Origin of the sequence: Paenibacillus sp. NPDC058174 (assembly GCF_042883865.1) — a bacterium.
Classification (GTDB): Bacteria; Bacillota; Bacilli; order Paenibacillales; family Paenibacillaceae; genus Pristimantibacillus.
This window is the reverse complement of sequence record NZ_JBHVUY010000001.1, coordinates 2,041,640-2,062,355: the sequence shown is the minus strand read 5'-3', so window position 1 is coordinate 2,062,355 and position 20,716 is coordinate 2,041,640. Positions and strand designations below refer to the sequence as shown.

13 protein-coding genes are annotated in these 20,716 nt (G+C 48.9%); all 13 read left to right on the top strand.

Annotated features, from left to right (window positions below; all coding sequences use genetic code 11):
• Window positions 1-169 precede the first annotated feature (169 nt).
• The gene (locus tag ACFVVF_RS09270) at window positions 170-1,162 is read left to right on the top strand and encodes a LacI family DNA-binding transcriptional regulator (protein ID WP_387807506.1); all 993 of its coding nucleotides are present in this window, start codon (window positions 170-172) and stop codon (window positions 1,160-1,162) included.
• Window positions 1,163-1,273: 111 nt separating this feature from the next.
• A complete protein-coding gene (locus ACFVVF_RS09265; RefSeq protein WP_387807504.1) occupies window positions 1,274-2,665 on the top strand; it encodes an ABC transporter substrate-binding protein in 1,392 nt (463 codons plus the stop codon).
• A 130-nt stretch (window positions 2,666-2,795) separates the two neighbouring features.
• On the top strand, window positions 2,796-5,675 hold the full coding sequence (locus ACFVVF_RS09260; protein WP_387807501.1) for an extracellular solute-binding protein: 2,880 nt from the start codon (window positions 2,796-2,798) through the stop codon (window positions 5,673-5,675).
• 101 nt (window positions 5,676-5,776) lie between these two features.
• Window positions 5,777-6,658: a carbohydrate ABC transporter permease gene (locus ACFVVF_RS09255; protein WP_081735231.1), complete on the top strand. Its 882-nt coding sequence runs from the start codon at window positions 5,777-5,779 to the stop codon at window positions 6,656-6,658.
• 5 nt (window positions 6,659-6,663) lie between these two features.
• Window positions 6,664-7,533 (top strand): carbohydrate ABC transporter permease, encoded by an 870-nt coding sequence (locus tag ACFVVF_RS09250; RefSeq protein WP_042163305.1) that lies wholly within the window; start codon window positions 6,664-6,666, stop codon window positions 7,531-7,533.
• 14 nt (window positions 7,534-7,547) lie between these two features.
• Window positions 7,548-9,005 carry an SMP-30/gluconolactonase/LRE family protein gene (locus ACFVVF_RS09245; RefSeq protein ID WP_387807498.1) on the top strand — a complete coding sequence of 486 codons (1,458 nt, stop codon included), beginning with the start codon at window positions 7,548-7,550 and terminating at the stop codon, window positions 9,003-9,005.
• Window positions 8,995-9,615: a Yip1 family protein gene (locus ACFVVF_RS09240; protein ID WP_042163301.1), complete on the top strand. Its 621-nt coding sequence runs from the start codon at window positions 8,995-8,997 to the stop codon at window positions 9,613-9,615. Before ACFVVF_RS09245 ends, ACFVVF_RS09240 begins: the two co-directional genes overlap by 11 nt.
• A gap of 20 nt (window positions 9,616-9,635) precedes the next feature.
• Window positions 9,636-12,251 (top strand): DUF5696 domain-containing protein, encoded by a 2,616-nt coding sequence (locus ACFVVF_RS09235; RefSeq protein ID WP_387807495.1) that lies wholly within the window; start codon window positions 9,636-9,638, stop codon window positions 12,249-12,251.
• Window positions 12,248-13,153 carry a carbohydrate ABC transporter permease gene (locus tag ACFVVF_RS09230; protein ID WP_387807493.1) on the top strand — a complete coding sequence of 302 codons (906 nt, stop codon included), beginning with the start codon at window positions 12,248-12,250 and terminating at the stop codon, window positions 13,151-13,153. Before ACFVVF_RS09235 ends, ACFVVF_RS09230 begins: the two co-directional genes overlap by 4 nt.
• A gap of 18 nt (window positions 13,154-13,171) precedes the next feature.
• Window positions 13,172-14,176, top strand: a complete 1,005-nt coding sequence (locus tag ACFVVF_RS09225) for a carbohydrate ABC transporter permease (protein ID WP_387807490.1) — start codon at window positions 13,172-13,174, stop codon at window positions 14,174-14,176.
• A gap of 62 nt (window positions 14,177-14,238) precedes the next feature.
• A complete protein-coding gene (locus tag ACFVVF_RS09220; protein WP_387807488.1) occupies window positions 14,239-16,887 on the top strand; it encodes a carbohydrate-binding protein in 2,649 nt (882 codons plus the stop codon).
• 180 nt (window positions 16,888-17,067) lie between these two features.
• A complete protein-coding gene (locus tag ACFVVF_RS09215; protein ID WP_387807485.1) occupies window positions 17,068-18,720 on the top strand; it encodes a helix-turn-helix domain-containing protein in 1,653 nt (550 codons plus the stop codon).
• The gene (locus ACFVVF_RS09210; protein WP_387807483.1) at window positions 18,713-20,494 is read left to right on the top strand and encodes a cache domain-containing sensor histidine kinase; all 1,782 of its coding nucleotides are present in this window, start codon (window positions 18,713-18,715) and stop codon (window positions 20,492-20,494) included. Before ACFVVF_RS09215 ends, ACFVVF_RS09210 begins: the two co-directional genes overlap by 8 nt.
• Window positions 20,495-20,716 lie beyond the last annotated feature (222 nt).

The following is a 20,716-nucleotide window of genomic DNA, read 5'->3' as shown; positions in this document are numbered from 1 at the left end:
GCAGGAAAAAGCGTTTTTAAATTTTGATTGTAAAAATATTCTTTATTTGTTATGATCGAATTGTTCAAAAAATGAGCTGTAAATTCAGTGAAATTTACACCTTGTGTTTCACTGAATAAACAACATAAAATATAACTGAATATATTAACCAGACAGGGTGAAATAGAATATGGCTACAATTCGTGACATCGCTAATTTAGCAAATGTTTCTAGCGTTACGGTTTCCCGCGTTCTCAATCGGGACAACACGCTTTCTGTCTCCAAGGAGACTAGGGAACGTATTCTGGCAATAGCGGAAGAGTTGAATTACAAGACGCCGCGCAACCGCAAGGGGAAAGAAAATTCAGATTTATCCAACATCAGGATCGGTACCGTTATGTTTTTGACGGAGCATCAGGAGGAGATGGACCATTACTTTCTCGCTATCCGTCAGGGGATCGAGAAGGAATGCGTTGCGCAGGGCATTAACTCTACCAACATTCTGAGAATGTCCTTGTTCACAAATCCGGAATTGAATTTCGACGATGTTGACGGCGTTATTTTTATTGACCGGTCGTTTGACTTTACAGTGCAGCATGAGAGCCAGGTGAAGAATGTCGTCTTTATCGACTCGTCTCCCGATGTGGAAAGCTTTGATTCGGTCGTCATCGATTTCGAAAGAGTAACGATGCTGGCGATTAATCATTTGATTTCTCTAGGTCATACCCGGATCGGATATATCGGCGGTTTTCGTACATACGGCAAAGATCAGCGCGAATATTATTTCGAGCGGATTATGGCGGAAAAGGGGCTGCTGAATCCGGAGCATATTTTTATCGGAGGCTGGGGCACACCGGAGGGCAACCGCTTAATGAAGGAAGCGATTGATAAAGGCAATTTACCAACTGCTTTTTTTATCGCCAGCGACCATCTTGCTATTGGAGCTATTCATGCGCTTAAGGAAGCGGGCGTTCGGGTTCCAGAGGATGTTGCCGTCGTAGGCTTCGATGATATTGAAATATCCGAGTTTATGAGTCCTCCGCTTACTACGATTCGCATTCAGGCGGAAATGATGGGCCGGACAGCGGTGAAGCTGCTGCTGGAGCAGATGCAAGGAAGAGAGATTCCGTTGCAGGTGACACTGCCTGCTAAGCTGATTGTGCGCAGCAGCTGCGGTTCATAAAGTGCAGTTTATTAAAGTATTAGGGGAGGTGATGCCTGATTAAACAGGCAAGTTTCATAATCAAATGGTAGCGTTCTCAAGAGAATATGATAACGAGAGGGGTATTATAAGATGACAAAAATGAAAACGCTTTCAATTCTATCTTTGGTAATCGTACTGTTATTTGTGCTGTCTGCATGCAGTGGTGGGAATACACCGCCGCCAGCTAAACCTTCTGATTCGACGAACCAGGAAGCTGAAGGAAACAAGAACCAAGAGGAAGAGAAAGAGCCTGTAGTAGAAGAAGAGAAGTATGATCTTGGCGGCAGAGAAATCAGATTTTCCGCATGGTGGGACGGTACGCCAAACGCTGATACGCCAGAGGGCGAGAAGGCGCTGGCGCTGCAGGCCGAAGTGGAGAAAAAATATAACGTAAAAATTAAATACGTCGCTCAGGATATGTGGGAAACGGCTGAAAAGTTTTCCTCAACCGTAATGGCAGGCGAGCCATTCGCTGATGTTGTCCTGGTACCGCACGTATTTGTACTTAGCCTGCTCAAGGGCGGATATTATACAGCGCTGGATGACTTCATGAACGTGAAGGAAGAGAGCAAGCTGTCCGATCTCATTATCAAATCCGGCAGCTATGGCACTGGCAAAACTTATGGTTTTCTGAATTCGGTTGCCATGTATGACAATACCGGATTGTTCTACAACAAACGGATTTTCCAGGATGCAGGCTTGTCGACGCCTACTGAGCTGCAAGAGCAAGGGAAATGGGATTGGGATACATTCGTTGATGTGGCGAAAAAGCTGACAATCAGCAAAAGCGGCAACGGAAAAATCGATCAATGGGGTCTTACGGGATCGCAAATGACGCTTGGCTCCTACCTGATTTACTCCAACGGCGGCGTTATCTATGACGAGGACACTGAGAAGATTGCTCTCGACTCGCCGAATGCGATGGAAGGCCTTGAAATGATGAACAAGCTGTACAACGAGTACAAAATCGTGAAGCGCGACGAAGGAAACTCATGGGAAGATCCGGTTCGCTACTTCAGAGAAGGCAAAGTTGCGATGTACCCGGCCGGACTTTGGGAAGTTGGCCGTTTCCAGAAGGAAATGGTAGATGAATATGCATTCGTACCATTCCCTAAAGGGCCAAAAGCGGACGGATTTATTATGGGTCAGCCGCAAATGCACATCAACGTTATTCCGCGCGGCGTTAAAGATCCTAAGGTCGTCTACAAAATTTGGGAGGACCTGCAAGATTTCGAGCATATCGATGAGAACAACCGCACAACTGCAGAGTCCTGGTTCACGGACGAGGCTTCTGTTGAAAATGCGTTGAATACGTTCAACATTATTAAGTTCGCTCGTTACGGCGGATTGAACATCGATGATGCGATGTGGGATCTCGTTCGTGACATCTCGGACTCCAAGCTGACTCCTGCTTCCGGAGTTGCTAAGCTGATGCCGGTGATGCAGGCAAGCGTAGACAAGGTGCTGAAAGGCACAGAATAACTAGAAGCGATAGCAATGGAATGAAATCCCTGCCTTTTAGTACGGGTGGGGATTTATTTTCCTCGTATACAGGTACTTCGCGATAGGGGTACCTCATAATTTTTCAGCAGGGCAGGGGATGTTTGTGAATATGCCTAAAGTGTTGCGCGTAGCGGTTGCATTGTTGCTTTTGTGCACATGGGTCATACCATCGGCAGGGCCGCATTTGGCAAATGCGGAAGAGAGCAGGAAATCGGAGCGTACAGATGGCGACGTTTTTCAAGCGAACAGCTATGACAGCTATTTGCAAACGCATCAAAACGCCGGCAAGCCAGACCGGAAAATCGTAGTGGAGGGCGGTTCCTATACCTTTACGGAAGGAATGGAGCCGAAGAAGGTGAACAACGCGGGAGACCGGCAGGGCAATTTTGTAGAGACGGGCGACTCCGGCTCCATCGGCTGGGAGGTCAACATTCCGGAAGAAGGACTTTACAATTTGTCTCTGCGCTATTTTACAGTGGACGGCAAAGCTTCTTCGATCGAGAGAATGCTGATGATCGATGGCGAGGTTCCGTTTTCCGGTGCGAGAAGCTTTCTGTTTCCGCGCATTTGGACTGATGAGAAAGCAATTGAACAGGATAATCGGGGCAATGATATCCGTCCCCGGCAGATAGAAGCTTTCGGCTGGCAGGAGAAGCCGTTCCGCGATTTCGAAGGCTATTATGAGAAGCCTTATTCATTTTATTTTTCCGCAGGCAAGCATACGATCACGCTCGTTTCGTTGAAAGAGCCGGTCATTATCGATGCGATCGAAATCGGTCAAATCGAAGAGCCTCCAACCTATGAGGAAATCAAAAAGCAATACGAGCAAAAAGGCTTGAAAGAAACGAACGGACAGATGATTAAGGTTCAGGGTGAAAGCGCCCAATTCAAATCATCGCCGACGCTATATCCGATAACCGACCGCTCCAATCCTAATACGGAGCCGCAATCCATTGCGGAAGTCCGGATTAATACGATAGGCGGAAACAATTGGCGGATGCCGGGAGACACCATTACTTGGAAGATCGATGTTCCGGAGGATGGACTGTACAAGATTGCGATTAAGGGAAGGCAAGAGCTGTTAAGAGGCGTGTATTCGACGAGAACGTTAAGGATTGATGGTCACATTCCGTTTGAGGAAATGCGTGAAATTCCTTTCTATTATTCGAGCGAATGGCAGATGAATACGATTGGCAACGGGGACGAACCCTATCTGTTTTATCTAACGCAGGGAACACATGACTTGCAGCTTGAGGTAAGTCTGGGGTCGATTGCTCCGCTTATCCGGGAAGTGCAGTCCAGCATTCTGGAATTGAATGCGATATACCGCAAAATATTGATGATTACAGGTGGGGTTCCCGACCCGTTCCGTGATTATAATCTTGAGAAAAAGGTTCCGGAAATGGTAGAGGTGTTCAACAAGCAAAGCGCAATCCTGTACAACATTTCCGATCAGTTAGTCGAAATTACCGGGGAAAAAAGCGATCAGGTCGCGATATTGACGAAGCTGGCTTATCAATTGGAAGATTTGGCCGCCAAGCCGGAATCGCTCCAAACCCGTCTGGAATCCTTCAAAATCAACGTCGGCGGTTTAGGAACCTGGATACTGAAGGTGAAGGAGCAGCCGCTTGAGATCGATTATCTCGTCATCGCTTCTCCTGAGCAGCGCATGCCGAAAGCGAAAGCTTCGTTTGCGAGTAAAGTGAAGCATGAGATTAGCACCTTGTTCAGCTCATTCTTCATCGATTACAACAGCATTGGCAATTCGAGTGAAAATGAACGGTCGGTAACCGTCTGGATCGGTACAGGCCGCGACCAGGCTCAAGTGCTGAAAGCGATGTCTGACGACAGCTTTACGCAGCAGACGGGTATTAGCGTCAATCTGAAGCTGGTCAGCGCGAATGTTCTGATGCCAGCAACGCTGTCTGGCCAAGGGCCGGACGTAGCGATGCAAATATCGAATGACATTCCAGTCAACTACGGCATGCGCACAGCGATATATGACTTGACTCAATTTAGCGATTTCGAGCAAGTGGCGGACAGATTCCGTGACAGTGCACTAACTCCTTACAAGTATAAAGGCGCCGTATTCGGCTTGCCGGAGCAGCAAGTGTTCCCGATGCTGTTCTACCGCAAGGACATTCTGGAGGAGCTTAAGCTGGATGTTCCGCAGACGCTGGATGATATCTACGAGGTTATTCCGGTGTTAAAGAAGCATTATATGGACTTTGCTCTGCCGATTGCCGAGACGTCAGGCGTCTCTACACTGGAGCCTAGCAAAGCATTCGCGATGATGCTCTATCAGCAGGACGGCTCTTTCTATGAGAAGGACGGCGTGAGCAATCTGGCTTCCGAAGCCTCTATGCAAGCTTTTAAACGCTGGACAGATCTGTATATGAATTACAAGCTTCCGCTCCAATTCGATCTGACAACCCGTTTCAGAACGGGTGAAATTCCGATGGCGATCACCGATTACACGTTCTACAACACGTTGTCGGTCTCGGCTCCGGAAATTAGAGGGCTGTGGGATTTCGTTACGGTGCCGGGAGTTCAGCAGGAAGACGGCAGCATTCGCCGGGATGTGTCGAGCGGCGGCTCAGCAGTCATTATGATGGATCAAGCGAAGGATAAAGAGGCCGCTTGGGAATTTATGAAATGGTGGACGAGCAAAGATACGCAGGTTCGCTTTGGCCGCGAGATGGAAGGTCTGATGGGGGCTGCTGCCCGTTACCCGACCGCCAACATTGAGGCGTTGAAGGAATTGCCATGGCCGACCAAAGACTATCAAAGTCTGGAGAAGCAGTGGGAGTGGGTGAAGGGCATTCCGGAAGTTCCGGGCGGCTACTACACCGGACGAAATCTGGACAACGCCTTCCGCGAAGTCATTAACAATGGCACGAACCCGCGGGACGCTTTGTACGACTATGTGGAAGAAATCAATCGTGAGATCGAGTTCAAACAAAAAGAATTTAATTTGAAGCAGAGTTAGAGGTGACCGGATTGCAGCAGACAGATGCATTGCCCGCACAAGTAAAAGGACGATCACAGCAGACGGCCGCGCAGCCGAAGCCGGGGCTATTCCGGCGCATAATGACGGATGTAAAGCGCGATAAGCATCTCTACGTATTGATCGGTCCGTATATGATCCTGTTTTTTCTGTTTACGGTAGTGCCGGTAGCGTTATCGATTCTGATCAGCCTGACCTATTTCAACATGCTGGAGTTTCCGCGCTGGGCTGGCTGGAACAACTATATGCGATTGTTTCTGGATGACGACATTTTCATAATCGCCTTGAAAAATACGTTTATATTTGCCGTTATAACGGGTCCGATCAGTTATATTGCCTGTTTCTTGTTTGCTTGGCTCATTAATGAGCTTCGGCCGAAGGCGCGGGCCATTATGACGCTCGTATTTTATGCGCCTTCTATATCAGGGAACATCTATTTCATCTGGCAAATCATGTTCTCCGGCGACGCGTATGGCATTGTTAACGGCTTCTTGATGAGAACCGGCTTTATAAGTGAACCGATATTATGGTTCCAGAATCCGAAGTACACGCTCATGATCATTATCATCGTGCAGCTGTGGCTGAGTCTCGGAACAAGCTTCCTGGCCTTTATCGCCGGCTTGCAGACTGTGGACAGAACGCTGTTCGAAGCGGGGGCGGTGGACGGGATTCGCAACCGCTGGCAGGAGCTGTGGTATATTACCTTGCCTTCCATGCGGCCGCAGTTAATGTTCGGGGCGGTCATACAGATAACGGCGTCATTCGCCGTAGCGGATGTCGCGATGAACTTAGCCGGCTTCCCAAGCGTTCAGTACTCGGCGCATACCGTCGTTACGCATCTCATCGACTACGGTACAATCCGGTTTGAGATGGGCTACGCATCCGCGATTGCAACGGTATTGTTCATGATCATGCTTGGTTCTAACTTGATTATTCAGAAGCTTCTCAGGAAGGTGGGTGACTAGACACAGTGAGAATTTCACTCCGATTTGGCGGTCAAAAAAGAATCAACCGTTCCTGGCAAGTGGATTTTCTGTTGTTTCTTTTGCTTGGTTTGTTTGGGGCCTTTATGGTCATCCCTTTGATTTATGCCATCAACAATGCTTTCAAACCTTTAGATGAGCTGTTCTTGTTTCCGCCCAAAATTTTTGTGCGAAATCCTACGCTCAACAATTTTCCGGACTTGTTCCATCTGATGGCGAAATCATGGGTTCCATTCTCCAGGTACATTTTTAACACCGTGTTTATTACGCTTGCCGGGACGATAGGGCATGTTCTTCTGGCTTCGGCTGCTGCCTATCCTCTTGCGAAATACAAATTTCGCGGCTCGAAGGTGCTGTTCTCGATCGTTGTATTGTCTCTGATGTTCTCGCCGCAGGTTACAGCGATTCCGAACTATATGACGATGTCCTGGCTCGGATGGATTGATACGTATTGGGCGATTATTGTTCCGGCATTTGCTTTTCCATTGGGACTGTATTTAATGAAGCAGTTTATTGAGCAAATCCCGATGGCCTTGCTTGAATCGGCCAAGATAGACGGCGCGAACGAGTACCGCGTCTTCTGGTCGATCGTAATGCCGCTCGTCAAACCGGCTTGGTTCACGCTTATTATTTTGCTGTTCCAAATGCTGTGGGCGTCCGATGGAGGAAGCTTCATTTATAGCGAGGAGTTAAAAACGATGCACTTTGCGATGGGACAGATCATTCAGGGCGGTATTGCCCGTGCAGGTGTAGCGGCGGCAGTAGCCTTGCTGCTGATGATCGTTCCGGTTGTGATGTTTATTATTACCCAGAGCCAAATCATCCAGACGATGGCATCTTCCGGTATTAAGGAATAGGGCGGGGGGACACGATGAAGCTCATCAAGTTAATGACCAGTGCGGCTCTGCTGCTTGCAGCCTTCCAATTATTCGCATCGCCGCTGCAGGCGGCGGCGGCGGCTCCCTACGAGGGGTATTCCTATTCGTATTGGGGAACGACGTCAACGACACCAAACGCTTATTTGCCGGAGACGGTCGTTAACGGGGTCGAACAAGGGATTGGCAAGTTCAAGGAGCCGACGGATCTGTATGTGGATGACGAAGGCCAGCTTTATGTACTGGATGCAGGAAACGGACGAATCGTCGTTTTTGACGAGCAGTGGAAGGTTGTTAGACAAATCCGCGGCTTTCAAAACGGGGGCAAGCAGGATCAGTTCGCTAACCCGCAAGGTCTGTTTGTAACGAAAAAGGGCCAGATTTTTGTAGCCGATACCGATAACAGCAGAGTCGTTGAATTAACGAATGAAGGTGAATTTGTCCGGGAAATCGGAGCCCCGAAATCGGAGGTCATTCGCGAAGGATTCGAATATTTTCCGAAAAAAGTAGGCGTGGACAATGCCGGACGTATTTATGTCATTGGCAGGGGCGTCTTTGACGGCATTATCGAATTTGATTCCGACGGTTCATTTAGCGGCTTCATGGGTACAAACCGGGTCAAATTCGATGTATGGGATTATTTCTGGAAGAAGCTGTCGACCAAGGCGCAAAGAAGCAAGCTGGCTCAATTCGTTCCGCTTGAATTCAACAATCTGGATATCGATCAGGAAGGCTTTATCTACACGACAACGGCTGAAGTCAATTCTGCCGATCCGATCAAACGGCTGAATTCCACCGGCGTGGACGTGCTTCGCCGTGAAGGCTACTTTTTTCCTCGCGGAGATGTGTATTCCAGTAATCCCAATGCAAGCTCGATATTGATCGATGTCCAAGTTGGGCCTAATGGCGTCTATAGTGCGCTTGATTCCAGAAAAGGCCGTGTATTTACTTACAACGAGGACGGAAATTTATTGTATGTTTTCGGCCGTATCGGTACGCAGGAAGGGACATTCAAAACGCCTGTTGCCGTTGAGAGCAGAGGCAGTCAATTTTTTGTATTGGATCAGGGAATGAACCGGATTAACGTGTTCAGCCCTACTCGTTATGGCAGCTTGATTAACGAAGCCAATGCGCTTCTGGTATCCGGTGATTATAACGGTGCAGAGAGCAAGTGGCGGGAATTGCTTCGCCTCGATGCCAATAACGAGATTGCTTATGTCGGGATTGGCAAAGCGATGCTGAGGCAGGGCGAGAATAAGCTTGCGATGGAAAATCTGAAGCTTGGCTATGACCGTGTTTATTACTCCAAAGCATTCGGGAAATACCGCAAGGAAATGACGAGAAAATATTTCGGAGCGGGCATGACGGTTGTGTTCGTGCTCATCGCAGCCCTTTGGAGCTGGAGCATTATTAAAAGACGATCAACAGGAAAGGTGAAGGCCAATGTTATCTGAGTTCACAAAATTTCCGTTCTATGTGCTGCTTCACCCGTTCCAAGGCTTCTGGGATTTGAAATACGAGAATAGGGGAAAGCTTCGGGTTTCATTGTCCATCCTGCTGCTGTTGACGATCGCAACGATTATATTGCGTCAATACGCCGGCTTCGTAGTCAACTTTAACTATCCTTACGATTTGAACAGCATCAACGAGCTTCAATATATCGTGCTTCCCTTTTTTCTATGGTGTGTGTCCAACTGGTCGTTGACGACGCTGATGGACGGGGAAGGAAAGTTTAAAGAAATCGTCATGGCTACAGGCTATGCCTTGCTGCCGCTTGTGCTGATGCGCTTCGGCAATACCTTCCTGAGCAACGTCGTAACGCTGCGGGAATCCTCCTTTTATTATTTGATTGAAACGCTGGCTACGCTTTGGTTTGTGTGGCTGCTGTTTATCGGGACGATGACCGTTCATCAGTATTCAGTAATGAAGACGATCGTAACGATGCTGCTGACTTTAGTGGTCATGGGAATCATTATATTTTTGGGACTGCTGTTTTTTAGCCTGCTGCAAGAGATGCTGGGCTTCGTGTACGCGATTTATACAGAGATTTCATTACGATTGTAGGAAGGGAGGTAGCTATACGGATGAACAGCAAATGGAAAACAATGATGATGGCAGCCATTGTATGCAGCATGCTTGCTGCGGCAAGCGGTGTAGACAGCGTATCCGCTGAGCAAGCAGCTGAGGCAACAGCTTCAGGTGAAACAGCGGCAAATGAAACGACGCCAGCAGAATCTATGCCAGCAGGATCGACTTCAGCAGAAACGACGGTGCAACCAGCAGTCGAATCAGCAAATACAGTAACGCAGACAGCAGAGCTTGCCAATATGGAACTAGCCGCTCAGAACGAATACTTGGCTTTGTATTACAACCGCCAGACGACAGAGATTGCCGTCAAGAACAAGCGCGACGGATCGGTTTGGTATTCCAATCCCCAAGACCGCGAACAGGATATTCAAGCATCCGCCTTTAATAAATCCATGCTCTCAAGCCAATTGCTGCTCTCCTTTTCCGACAATTCGGGCAAACCGCAGCAGTTCAACAATTTCAATCAGAGTGTGAAATATGAGCAGTATGAGTACGAGAAGCTGAGCGACGGCATTAAAATTACGTATACCGTAGGCGAGAAAGTACGTGGTGTCGAGCAAATCCCTCCTATTATAGGCGAGGAGCGTTTCCAGACACTCATTCTCGATAAACTGCAGGAAAAGGATCAAACCGAACTATTAAAGCGGTTCAAGCATAACCCGGACAAGAAAGTTTATGAGCGTCGGGATGCTGCGCTGAACGGTCTGGCTCTGACCAAAGCGCTGAAGCTGCTTGCCGAAGCCGGTTATGACGAGGCCGAGATGAACATCGACCGTGAGGCGTATTCGGACGGGCAAGCCGCAAGCCAGGCGCTATTCGTCCTCCCGGTAACCTATCGTTTGGATGGGGAACAGTTTGTCGTACAAGTGTCGACGGAGAACATCGAGAATAACGGCTTTTATTTGCAGCAGCTGTCGGTGCTTCCTTACTTCGGCGCTGCGGGAGCAGATCAGCAAGGCTATATGTTTGTGCCGGATGGTTCGGGTGCGCTTATCCAATTGAATAATGGCAAGCTGGATGCTTCGCCGTACAACGAGGTGCTGTACGGAATTGATTCGACTCGTATCAATCAGTTGAAGCCGCTTGGCGGAACACCTTCACGCTTGCCCGTATTTGGCATGAAGAGGGACGATGCCGCTTTTGTTGCCATTATCGAGGACGGGGACGGTATCGCCCGGGTGGAGGCGGACGTCAGCGGCCGAACGCATTCGTACAATTTTGTTCACAGCAGCTACGGGATCAATTCATTCGAGCCGCTGACATTGTCCGGCAACTGGACGTCAAATACCGTACCTAAATTCCAAGTGAAACCGTATCAAGGCAATTTGACGGTTCGCTACGGCTTTTTGCAAGGAGAGGAAGCCAATTACTCCGGCATGGCCTCCTATTACCGCACTTATCTGATGGATAAGTATCATCTGGAAAGATTGGAGCAGAAGGAGCAAACGCCTTTCTTCCTGGAGTTGATCGGCGGCGTACCGAAGAAAAAGTTTTTTCTGGGCGTGCCTTACACTTCCTATCAGCCGTTGACTACGTTCAATCAGGCGCAGGAAATTATGGATGAGCTGAAAGGCAGCGGCGTCGATCATATCAAGCTGAGGTATACGGGATGGTTTAACGGAGGCGTAGCCCATTCGATGCCATCCTCGGTTTCGGTCGACAAAAAGCTGGGGGGACAAAAAGGGTTGGCGAAGCTGCTTGCGTATTCGGCAAGCAATGGCGTCGAGCTGTACCCCGACGCCAGCTTTATGACAGTGAACAAGAAATCCGGCGGCTTCAAGCCGAAGCGGGATGCTTCGCGCACGATGACTGGAACGTTAGCGAGTATCTATCCGTATGACCGTGCGGGTTATTATAAGGATACCTACTCCAGCGACCCGGCATTTGCTTTATCGCCTGCTAAACTGCCAGGTGTTGTTGAAGATTTTACGAGCAGATACAGCAAGCTGAAAGCGGATGCGCTATCTCTGCGTGATCTGGGAAGCGATTTGAATTCCGATTTCAATACGAAGCAAGTAGTGACGCGGGAGGAAACGAAACGAACCGTGGAGGAGCAGTTGGCCAGCTTGAAGGAAGCTTCCTCGAAGCTGATGGTATCCGGCGGCAATGCGTATTCGCTTCCGTACGTGGACAGCGTTGTTGATGCACCGCTTTCCGACAGCGGCTACAACATTTCCGACGGCGGCGTGCCCTTTTATGAAATCGCGCTGCACGGACTTATCGACTACGCGGGTTCGGCAATCAACATGTCCGATGAGCAATCGATGCGCTACCATGTTCTAAAGTCGCTGGAGACAGGGTCGAATTTGTACTTTACATGGTTTTACGCTAAATCGTCGTCCGTGAAGGAGACTAACTTCGATTACTTCTATTCGTCCCAGTACAAGGATTGGATCGGAGAGGCAGCGGCCGCTTATAACGAGGTTAATAACGTGCTTCGCCAGGCTCGGAACCAGTTTATTACGGATCATGAGCTGCTGGAGAAGGGCGTCTATCAAACTACCTACGAGGATGGAACAACAGTGGTCGTCAATTACAATGATTATGCAATCAACGTGAATGGTGACGCCGTCGAATCGATGGGATATCGGATTGGAGGCGTTCGCAATTGAAGCTGCCCAAATTGAGAATGACGCTGCATCAGAAGCAGAAGTATAAAGGGGTTTGGTTTATTCTCCCTTGGTTTGCGGGATTTCTCTTTCTATTTTTCACTCCGCTTGTCAATTCGCTGCGGTACAGCTTCAGCAAGCTGGAACTTAATGAAACGGGCTTTTCGATGCAGTTTGTGGGCTGGGCCAACTACCGGAACGCCTTGTTCGTCAATGAGCATTACGTTCGGGGGCTGACGGAATCGCTGCTGAACATGGTTATCAATGTGCCGCTGATCGTTATATTCAGCTTGTTCGCAGCGGTGCTGCTCAACCAGAAGTTTAAGGGCAGAGCCTTGTCACGAGCGATCTTCTTCCTGCCTGTTATTCTCGCATCTGGTGTAATCGCCTCTATCGAGAGTGGTGATTATATGCAGGGCGTAATCAAAGGCGCAAGCCAGCAAGCAAGCGGAGAATCCGCGATGTTCCAAAGCTTGGAGCTGGCAAAGCTACTGTACAATTCGGGAGTGAATCATCACATCGTTCAGTACCTGGTTGGTGCAGTCGAACGAATCTATCAAATTGTGACCTCCTCGGGCGTACAGATTCTAATCTTTGTCGCAGGCTTGCAGTCCATTTCGGGCTCATTGTACGAAGCTTCCAAGATTGAAGGGGCAACGGCTTACGAATCATTCTGGAAAATTACGTTTCCGATGATCAGCCCGCTTATTTTGACAAACGTTATTTATTCGATTATCGATAACCTGCTTGGCAGTCAGACAACCAAACAAATTCAGGAGACGGCTTTCAAGGCGTTCCAATTTGGACTTAGCGCTTCGATGGCGTGGATTTATTTTGCTGCTATTTCGCTCTTTCTGTGGGTTGTCGCGATGCTTATTTCCAGAAAAGTGTTCTATTACGATTAATCGACAAGGAGGGGCAGCATGAAGACTAGTACGGAAGGCGCGAAGCGTAGCTTTGTGGATTACCTGTGGGAGCGGATGTCCAAAGGAAGCTTTTGGGCAACCAAGCTGAAATCCTGGTTATGGATATTTGTTCGGACCGTTCTCATTAGCGGCATTTCCTTTATTATTTTGTATCCGATTCTGATCAAAGTGGTCATCGCATTCAAAGATCCAATCGATTTGTATGATGCCACTGTCGTCTGGATTCCGAAGCATTTTACACTGGATAACTTCAAGCTCGTTAGTGATGCCTTGCATTTTCCGAAAATATTGCTGAATACAGCCCTGCTGTCCGGAACGGTCATGTTTCTCCAGACGCTGTGCTGCGTACTCGCGGGCTACGGGTTCTCGAGAATTAAATTTCGCGGCAGCGGCCTGCTGTTCGGCTGCGTTATTTTCACCATATTGGTACCGCCGCAGACGATTATGATTCCGACGTATTTGCAGTACAAAAACTTCGATGTGCTGGGCATTGTGACTCTTTTTACAACGCAGCCATTGAATCTGATTAATACGTACTGGCCGTTTCTCATTTCGTCCGCACTTGGAATGGGAGTGAAGACGGGATTGTTCGTCTACATTTTCAGACAGTTTTTCAGAGGCATTCCGAAGGAGATGGAGGAGGCTGCACTCGTGGACGGCTCCGGCACCTTCGGGACGTTCGTCAAAATCATTCTGCCAAATGCAATGCCATCAGTTGTAACGGTCATGCTGTTCTCGTTCGTCTGGCAGTGGAATGATTCCTACTTTACGAATCTGATTTTGAATGATGCCAAAGTGATGTCGTCGATGATGTCTACAGCGGCAGCACAAATTTTGTTCTACCTGACGCCGCCGGGAGGATCATTCAAGCCGGATCCGCTGTATCTGTCGATGATTCAGAACACGGCCGTACTCATGGCTATTACTCCGTTGATCGTTATGTATCTGTTTGTACAGCGTCATTTCGTTGAAAGCATGGAGCGCAGCGGTCTTGTCGGCTAATTGATTGTTCACCAGCTAACAGCAGCCAAGTATCGCAATACAGAAAGGGAAAGGTGATGCAGTTGAACAGACAAAGGTGGACGCGATACTTTGCGGCTCTGCTTGTCGTCATCGGTATATCATTCGTTATTTACCGGATCGCTGTTCCGGGGCAGACGAAAGAGGAAATCCCGGTTGTTCAGAATGAGAGCGTAGAGGAGGAGAGTTCCCCAATGCCGGAAACTGCTGAGGTTGTGTATGCTTATGAGGCGCAGGACCTTGCCAACACATTGAAAGGGCCGCACACGAATATAGCGGATTGTGCTCCATGCTCTGGAGGAAAACAGGTTGGCGGCCTATTCGAAGGCGGGTCCGTGCAATTCAATGGGGTTGAAGTTCCGGAAGCAGGCGACTACGTCGTCACCATCCATTATATTTCCGGTGATCCGCGTTCCTTCTACGTAGGCGTGAATGGCGGAGAGTCGGAGAAATATGATTTGCCGGCCGTAGCGAAGGACGACTGGGAATCGGTTGGCACCTATGATGTAGCCGTAAAGCTGAATGCCGGCAGCAACGTTCTTCTATTCTCGGACGGAGACTGGTATTCGCCCAATCTGGACCGGATTGTCCTGAAGAAGGCGCCTAGCGTCACGGAAGGACAAAACCCGAGAACAGTCTGGGGTGACTCCGGCAATATTGGCGAGCAGGTGTCTGCACAGGAGTACGGGTCCATTAAGGTCGTTCAGCATACGAATGGTCTGACGATCGATAACGGTGCCTATCAGATTCTGTACAATACTTCGAACGGCTTAGCGGCTTATTCTTGGAATGGCCGCATCATTGCCAAAGGGGTATACAGCAGCTTCAAGCAGGACGACAAGCTGCTGAACAGCTATGAGTACGACGCTCATCAGTTGTTGCGGGATGGGATCGCTCCGGTAGAGGATGGTCACGGCAAGGGGATCAAGCTGACGATCCGCAATGAGAAGGAAGGTCTGCCGTCCTTCGATCAGCATTATTACATTTATGAGAAAATCGGCTACTTCGTAACCGAGGAAGAAGTGAGCGGCAATGAGCCGCTGAGCAGCAACTATATGGCGCCTGTCGTGCTTGATACCGAGGGCGGAGTCGATATCGGGCAATACGAGGATAACCGGGTATTAATTGTGCCTTTCGATAACGATGCTTTTGCCCGTTTTGCTTCCAAGACGATCAATACGAGCTTGAATACGGAACGGAATATTAGCTCCGAAGTGACGGCGGTCTTTGACAATGTTAGCCGCAACGGACTCATTATGGGCTCAGTCTCGCATGATACTTGGAAGACGGGCATTCACTGGAGCGGCTCGGACGACCGGTTGAACAAATTGCAGGTATATGGAGGCTTCACCTCCAAAAGCGTCACCTACGATACGCTGGAGCATGGCAAAATTTCAGGAACGACGCTCCGTTCCCCTCAAGTATTCGTTGGATTTTACAACGACTACCGGGACGGAATGGAGGAATACGGGCGGGCGAATGCAGCCGTTGCTCCTCCGCTCAGCTTCGGATCAAACATACCGAAAGGCGTGCCAGTAGGGTGGAACAGCTGGGGCGCTTATGCCGAGCATTTGTCGTATGACAAAATGATCGATGTATCGAATTTCTTTCATAAGCATATTCAAAACTCTTCATTTAACAATGAAGGAAATATTTACATTAACATGGATTCTTTCTGGGATAATCTGACGCATGAGCAGATTAAGGATGTTGTCTCGACCATTCATAAGAACGGCCAGAAGGCAGGCTCCTACCATACTCCGTTCGTCTATTGGGGCAAAAATTTCCTCCAAGAGGTAGAGGGGACGAACGGCAAGTATACGTACGGCGATATTGCCCTCAAGGACAGCGAAGGCAAGATCGTTCCGTATCAGATGGGAATTGCTCTTGATCCGACGCATCCTGGGACGAAGATGAAGATCGATCATGATATCGCAAAGTTCAAGGCGGACGGCTTTGAATTTCTCAAGCTGGATTTCTTGACGCATGCGACGCTGGAAGGCGAGCATTATAATAAAAATGCGCAAACGGGAATACAGGCCTACAACGAAGGCATGGCTTACCTGTTGGAGCAGCTGGATGGCACGATGTTTATCAGCGCCTCGATTGCTCCGATATTCCCGAGCCAGTACGCGCACAGCCGGCGGATTTCCTGTGATATCGACGGCTCGATCGGAACGACCGAGTATCAGTTGAACAGCTTAACCTATGGCTGGTGGCAGAACGGCACGATCTACCCGTATACCGATCCGGACTATATGACGCTGGAAAAGGGCGAGACATTCGAAGGCTCGCAGACGCGGGTGAATGCTGCGGTCATCTCCGGTACTGTATATTTCAGCTCCGATGACGTGAATAAGCCGGAATCGCAGAAGCTGATGAAGCAACTGCTGACGAATCCCCGGATTAACGAGCTGGCTGTAAAAGGTAAAGCGTTCCGGACGGTGGAAGGCAACACAGGAGCAGCAGCGTCGGATACGTACGTGCTGGAGGATAACGGTACTTATTACTTGGCCGTATTCAACTTCAGCAAAGACGGAGCGGAGAAGACGGTAGATCTTGCCCGCGCAGGAATTAGCGGGAACTACAAAATCTCCGATATGTGGACGAATAAACCGGTTCAGGATGAAGCGGGCAAGCTGAAGCTGTCGCTTGCCGGCCGGGAATCGAAGCTGTACCAGATTACGTTCTAACGAACGGTACGGTGTGATAAAAGCAAGAGCTCTGATGGCGTGATTCGCCTTCAGAGCTCTTTTTTTCTTTGCTGGTACAGCCGCTGCGAATGCCGGATAAAAACAATATGCCGTTTGACTTAATGAATAAGGGCTGATATTTTAATCATCATAGCAATAGACGAGTGAGCAGCGAGAGAGGTGAGCGATCTGGGTAAAGTGCTTATCGTGGAGGATGAGAAGGAAATTCGGAGCGGTCTGTGCAGTCATCCGATGTGGCGGGAATTAAATATTGGCCCTCTTCATGAAGCTGATGACGGACACACAGCTATGGATATCGTGAGGAAAAGGCCTGACATCCGGCTGATCATTACAGATATTCGGATGAAGCATATGTCGGGTCTCGAATTAATACAGAAGCTGTATGAAGAGCTGGCCTTTGACGGGAAAGTCATTATTATTAGCGGCTACGACGATTTTCAATACGCACGCAAAGCGATGAGCTATGGGGTCGTCGATTTTCTGTTAAAGCCGGTCAACATGACGGAGTTGGGTCAGGTGGTTATGAAAGCGCTGTTACTGTTGGAGAAGGAGGAAAAGCAGCAGCACAGCCTGAGCATCATGGAGGATGCGATGCCTAAGCTGCGGGAGAACATGCTGCAGGAGATGGTTGAGCAGGCTGCACGCGGCAGTGCAGCGCTATCCCTCCCTCATTTGCTGGATCAATATGACATCGGCTGGATCGGCTCCGATAAGCTGATGCTATTGCTGCTTGAGGCGGATAATTTGAAATCTTACGTCCATCAGGGCTATTCATCGACGGAGCAGAACCGGATTATGTTTGCGATGGGCAATGTATTGGAGCATTCACTGCTGGAGCAAGCCGCGCAAGCCGGCCGTTATGTGCGTTTTCGTAATGTATCTGAAGACCAGTGGGTCGTTTTGTTCAGGGTGCCTCAAGGCTCTTCGTCGGCATTCGCCAACTGGATTCGTACATTCAAAACGACGATCGCTTCCCGGATTAAGAAATATGTGAAAGTTACGGCAACGATCGTCATGACGCCGGAGGGAATGATGGAGACGCTCCCGGATTTATATAAAGACGCGCTGGAGCGGTTAACACAGACCAAAATATATGGTGATGCGGAAGCGGCTAATGAGCTTGAGCTGGAAGCGTTGAATGCGTTCCGGGACGTCGATCTGCTGCTGGAGACGAAGGCGCTGGCAGATTTGCTGAAGCATGGCGAGGAGCATGATGTCCGGGAGGCGATGTCGCTGTTTCCCGTCATGGTTCGGGAGAGGGGCGTTAGTCTGCTGCGGGACGTGCATCATCTCGTGTTCGAATGGCTGCTAGAAGTGTTTGACGATGCGAGAAGATTGGGATGGAAAAACGAGGAGTGGCGCAAAAAGCCTCTGCTGGTATGGGAGAAAATCGAAGCCTTCGATACGGTAGAAGCACTCCATTTGCTGGTGCTCGATTACTTGCTGAAGGTGAATGCCGAGCTGCAGGGAAGTCCGCGCAATCAGATTTTGCAAAAAGCCGAGCAATATATACAGGAGCATTTTTCGGAGCCGATTACAGTCCAGATGGTTGCAGATTATGTCTATTTGTCGCCAGAATGGCTCAGCACGTTGTTCAAAAAGAATGTCGGCATGACTTTTCTGGATTATGTTACGCATCTCCGGATGGAGAAGGCGAAAGAGCTGCTGCAGGATGTCTCCCTGAAAATTTACCAGATTAGCAGCGAGGTGGGCTACCGGGATACCGTCTATTTTTCCAAGCTGTTCAAAAAGAAATTCGGCTATACCCCCAATGAATACCGTAACTTAAAGGGGATTGACGGGAATGATTAAGCGCTGGCTTCGTTATCCAATGTCGATGAGATACCGGTTTATGTTCGTGTTCTTTATTCTGATCGCCATTCCCTTTGCGCTGGTCGGTTATATTGCGTTGTCCAAATCGGAGAAGACGATTCATAACAGCAATTTGGATTCGGTTGTGCAGACCGGCAAAAACTTGGACAACTTCTTTTATTACGTAAGGAACGAGCAGGACAAAATTATGGCGTCGGATGACATGCAGACGTTATTCAATGACGAATTAAACGGGCAAATTGACGAGATCGATTATGCCAATAAGCTAATCGCGTATACCGACACTTTGAATTATGCCAATAAGCTGTTTAAAATCCGCCTGTTTCCGCTTCGTCCGGACGAGCATCCGGTCTACATGAAGTCGGCCTATGATGTCGCAGCTATGGATCAGGTGCCATGGTTCGAAGACATCGTGGCTAACGGCCGGTCTTTCTGGAAAGTATTCGGGACGGAGGATCATTCCAGCCAGTTCGTTCAATCGGCGCTTGGCAGCGTGAAGCGGCTTCACAGCTTAAAGACCTTCCAGCCGCTCGGCATCGTCGTGATGGAGATCCGGCCTTCCATTCTTGCCGAGTTTATATACCCCGTCAAGCAGTTGGACAATCAGAAGCTGATGCTGGTCAACAAAAACAATGAAGTCATCTACAGTACTGACGATAAGTATGGGGAGATCGAGGACAGCTTAAAGCCTGTGTTGCTTGCTTCGCAGGTGTCAAAGACGATGAATTATGAGGGCAAAAGCTCACTCATTAGCGCTTCCGCTGTAATGGATGGCGAGCTTAGGCTGGTCAGCATTGTGCCGCTTAAGGATTTGAACAACCCCGTTGCCGTCTTGAACAAATTGACACTGGCATTCCTGATTTTCTATTTCCTGCTGTCCATTTTTCTTGCCGGATACCTGACGGTGAAATATACGAGTCCGATCTCATCCCTGGTCCGGCAGATGAAGGTGCTGGCCAGAAACAACTTCAAGGAAGACAGCTTGTCCAGCACGAAGCTGGTGGAGAGAAGCGATGAGGTCGGCTGGCTCTATCGCGGCATGCACAATATGATCGGGGAAATCAACAAGCTGCTTAAAGAGACGAAGGAGTCGGAGAAGCGGAAAAAACAGCTGGAATTTCAAGTACTGGCTTACCAGATCAATCCTCATTTTCTATACAACACGCTCGATACGATCCGCTGGAAAGCCGAAGCGCATCATATCGGTGAGATTAGCGAAATTGTCAGCTCGCTAGGCTCTTTGTTCCGTCTGAGCTTAAACGGAGGCAAGGAAATTACGAATGTGCGCAGAGAGCTGGAGCTGTTGAAAGCCTATGTAAATATCGAAAAAGTGAGACAGTCGAGCCTCGTTCGTATCACTTACATGATCGAGGAGGAGATCCTAAATCTGCCGTTCATGCGTCTTGTGCTTCAGCCGCTGGTAGAGAATGCGATCCGGCATGGCATTGCGGACAAAGGGGATGCAGGCATGATCTTAATTCAAGGCGGGCTGGAGGAGCACGGCATTTGTTTCCGGATTACCGACAACGGACCGGGCATTCCGGAAGAAATGCGGCAAACGCTGCTTGATCTTGCTGCAGGAACGAGACATGACCGCGAGGGCGGGCTTGGGCTAATCAATGTCCATGAACGGTTAAGGCATTACTTCGGAGACGCATATGGTTTGGAAATCGAAAGCGAGATCAACAAAGGAACGACAATCATTCTCTGGCATCCTGTATTGCCTGAAGATACAACGGAGCTTGATAGCTGACCAACAAACGAATAAACGAACAAACGAAAAAACGGACGGACGGCTAATGTCCAAATAGAATAAGCGGAGTGTCTGTCTAGATGGCAGGCAGTCCAAAGTTGAGGGAGATCCATGCATAGTGCATGGGTCTTTTTTATGTTTTACAGGAGGTAGGGTGATTCCTTAGATTTATAACAGTAAAGCTTAGAGTTGTCTCATAGGCAGCTATTAGCCCCGCTGGTA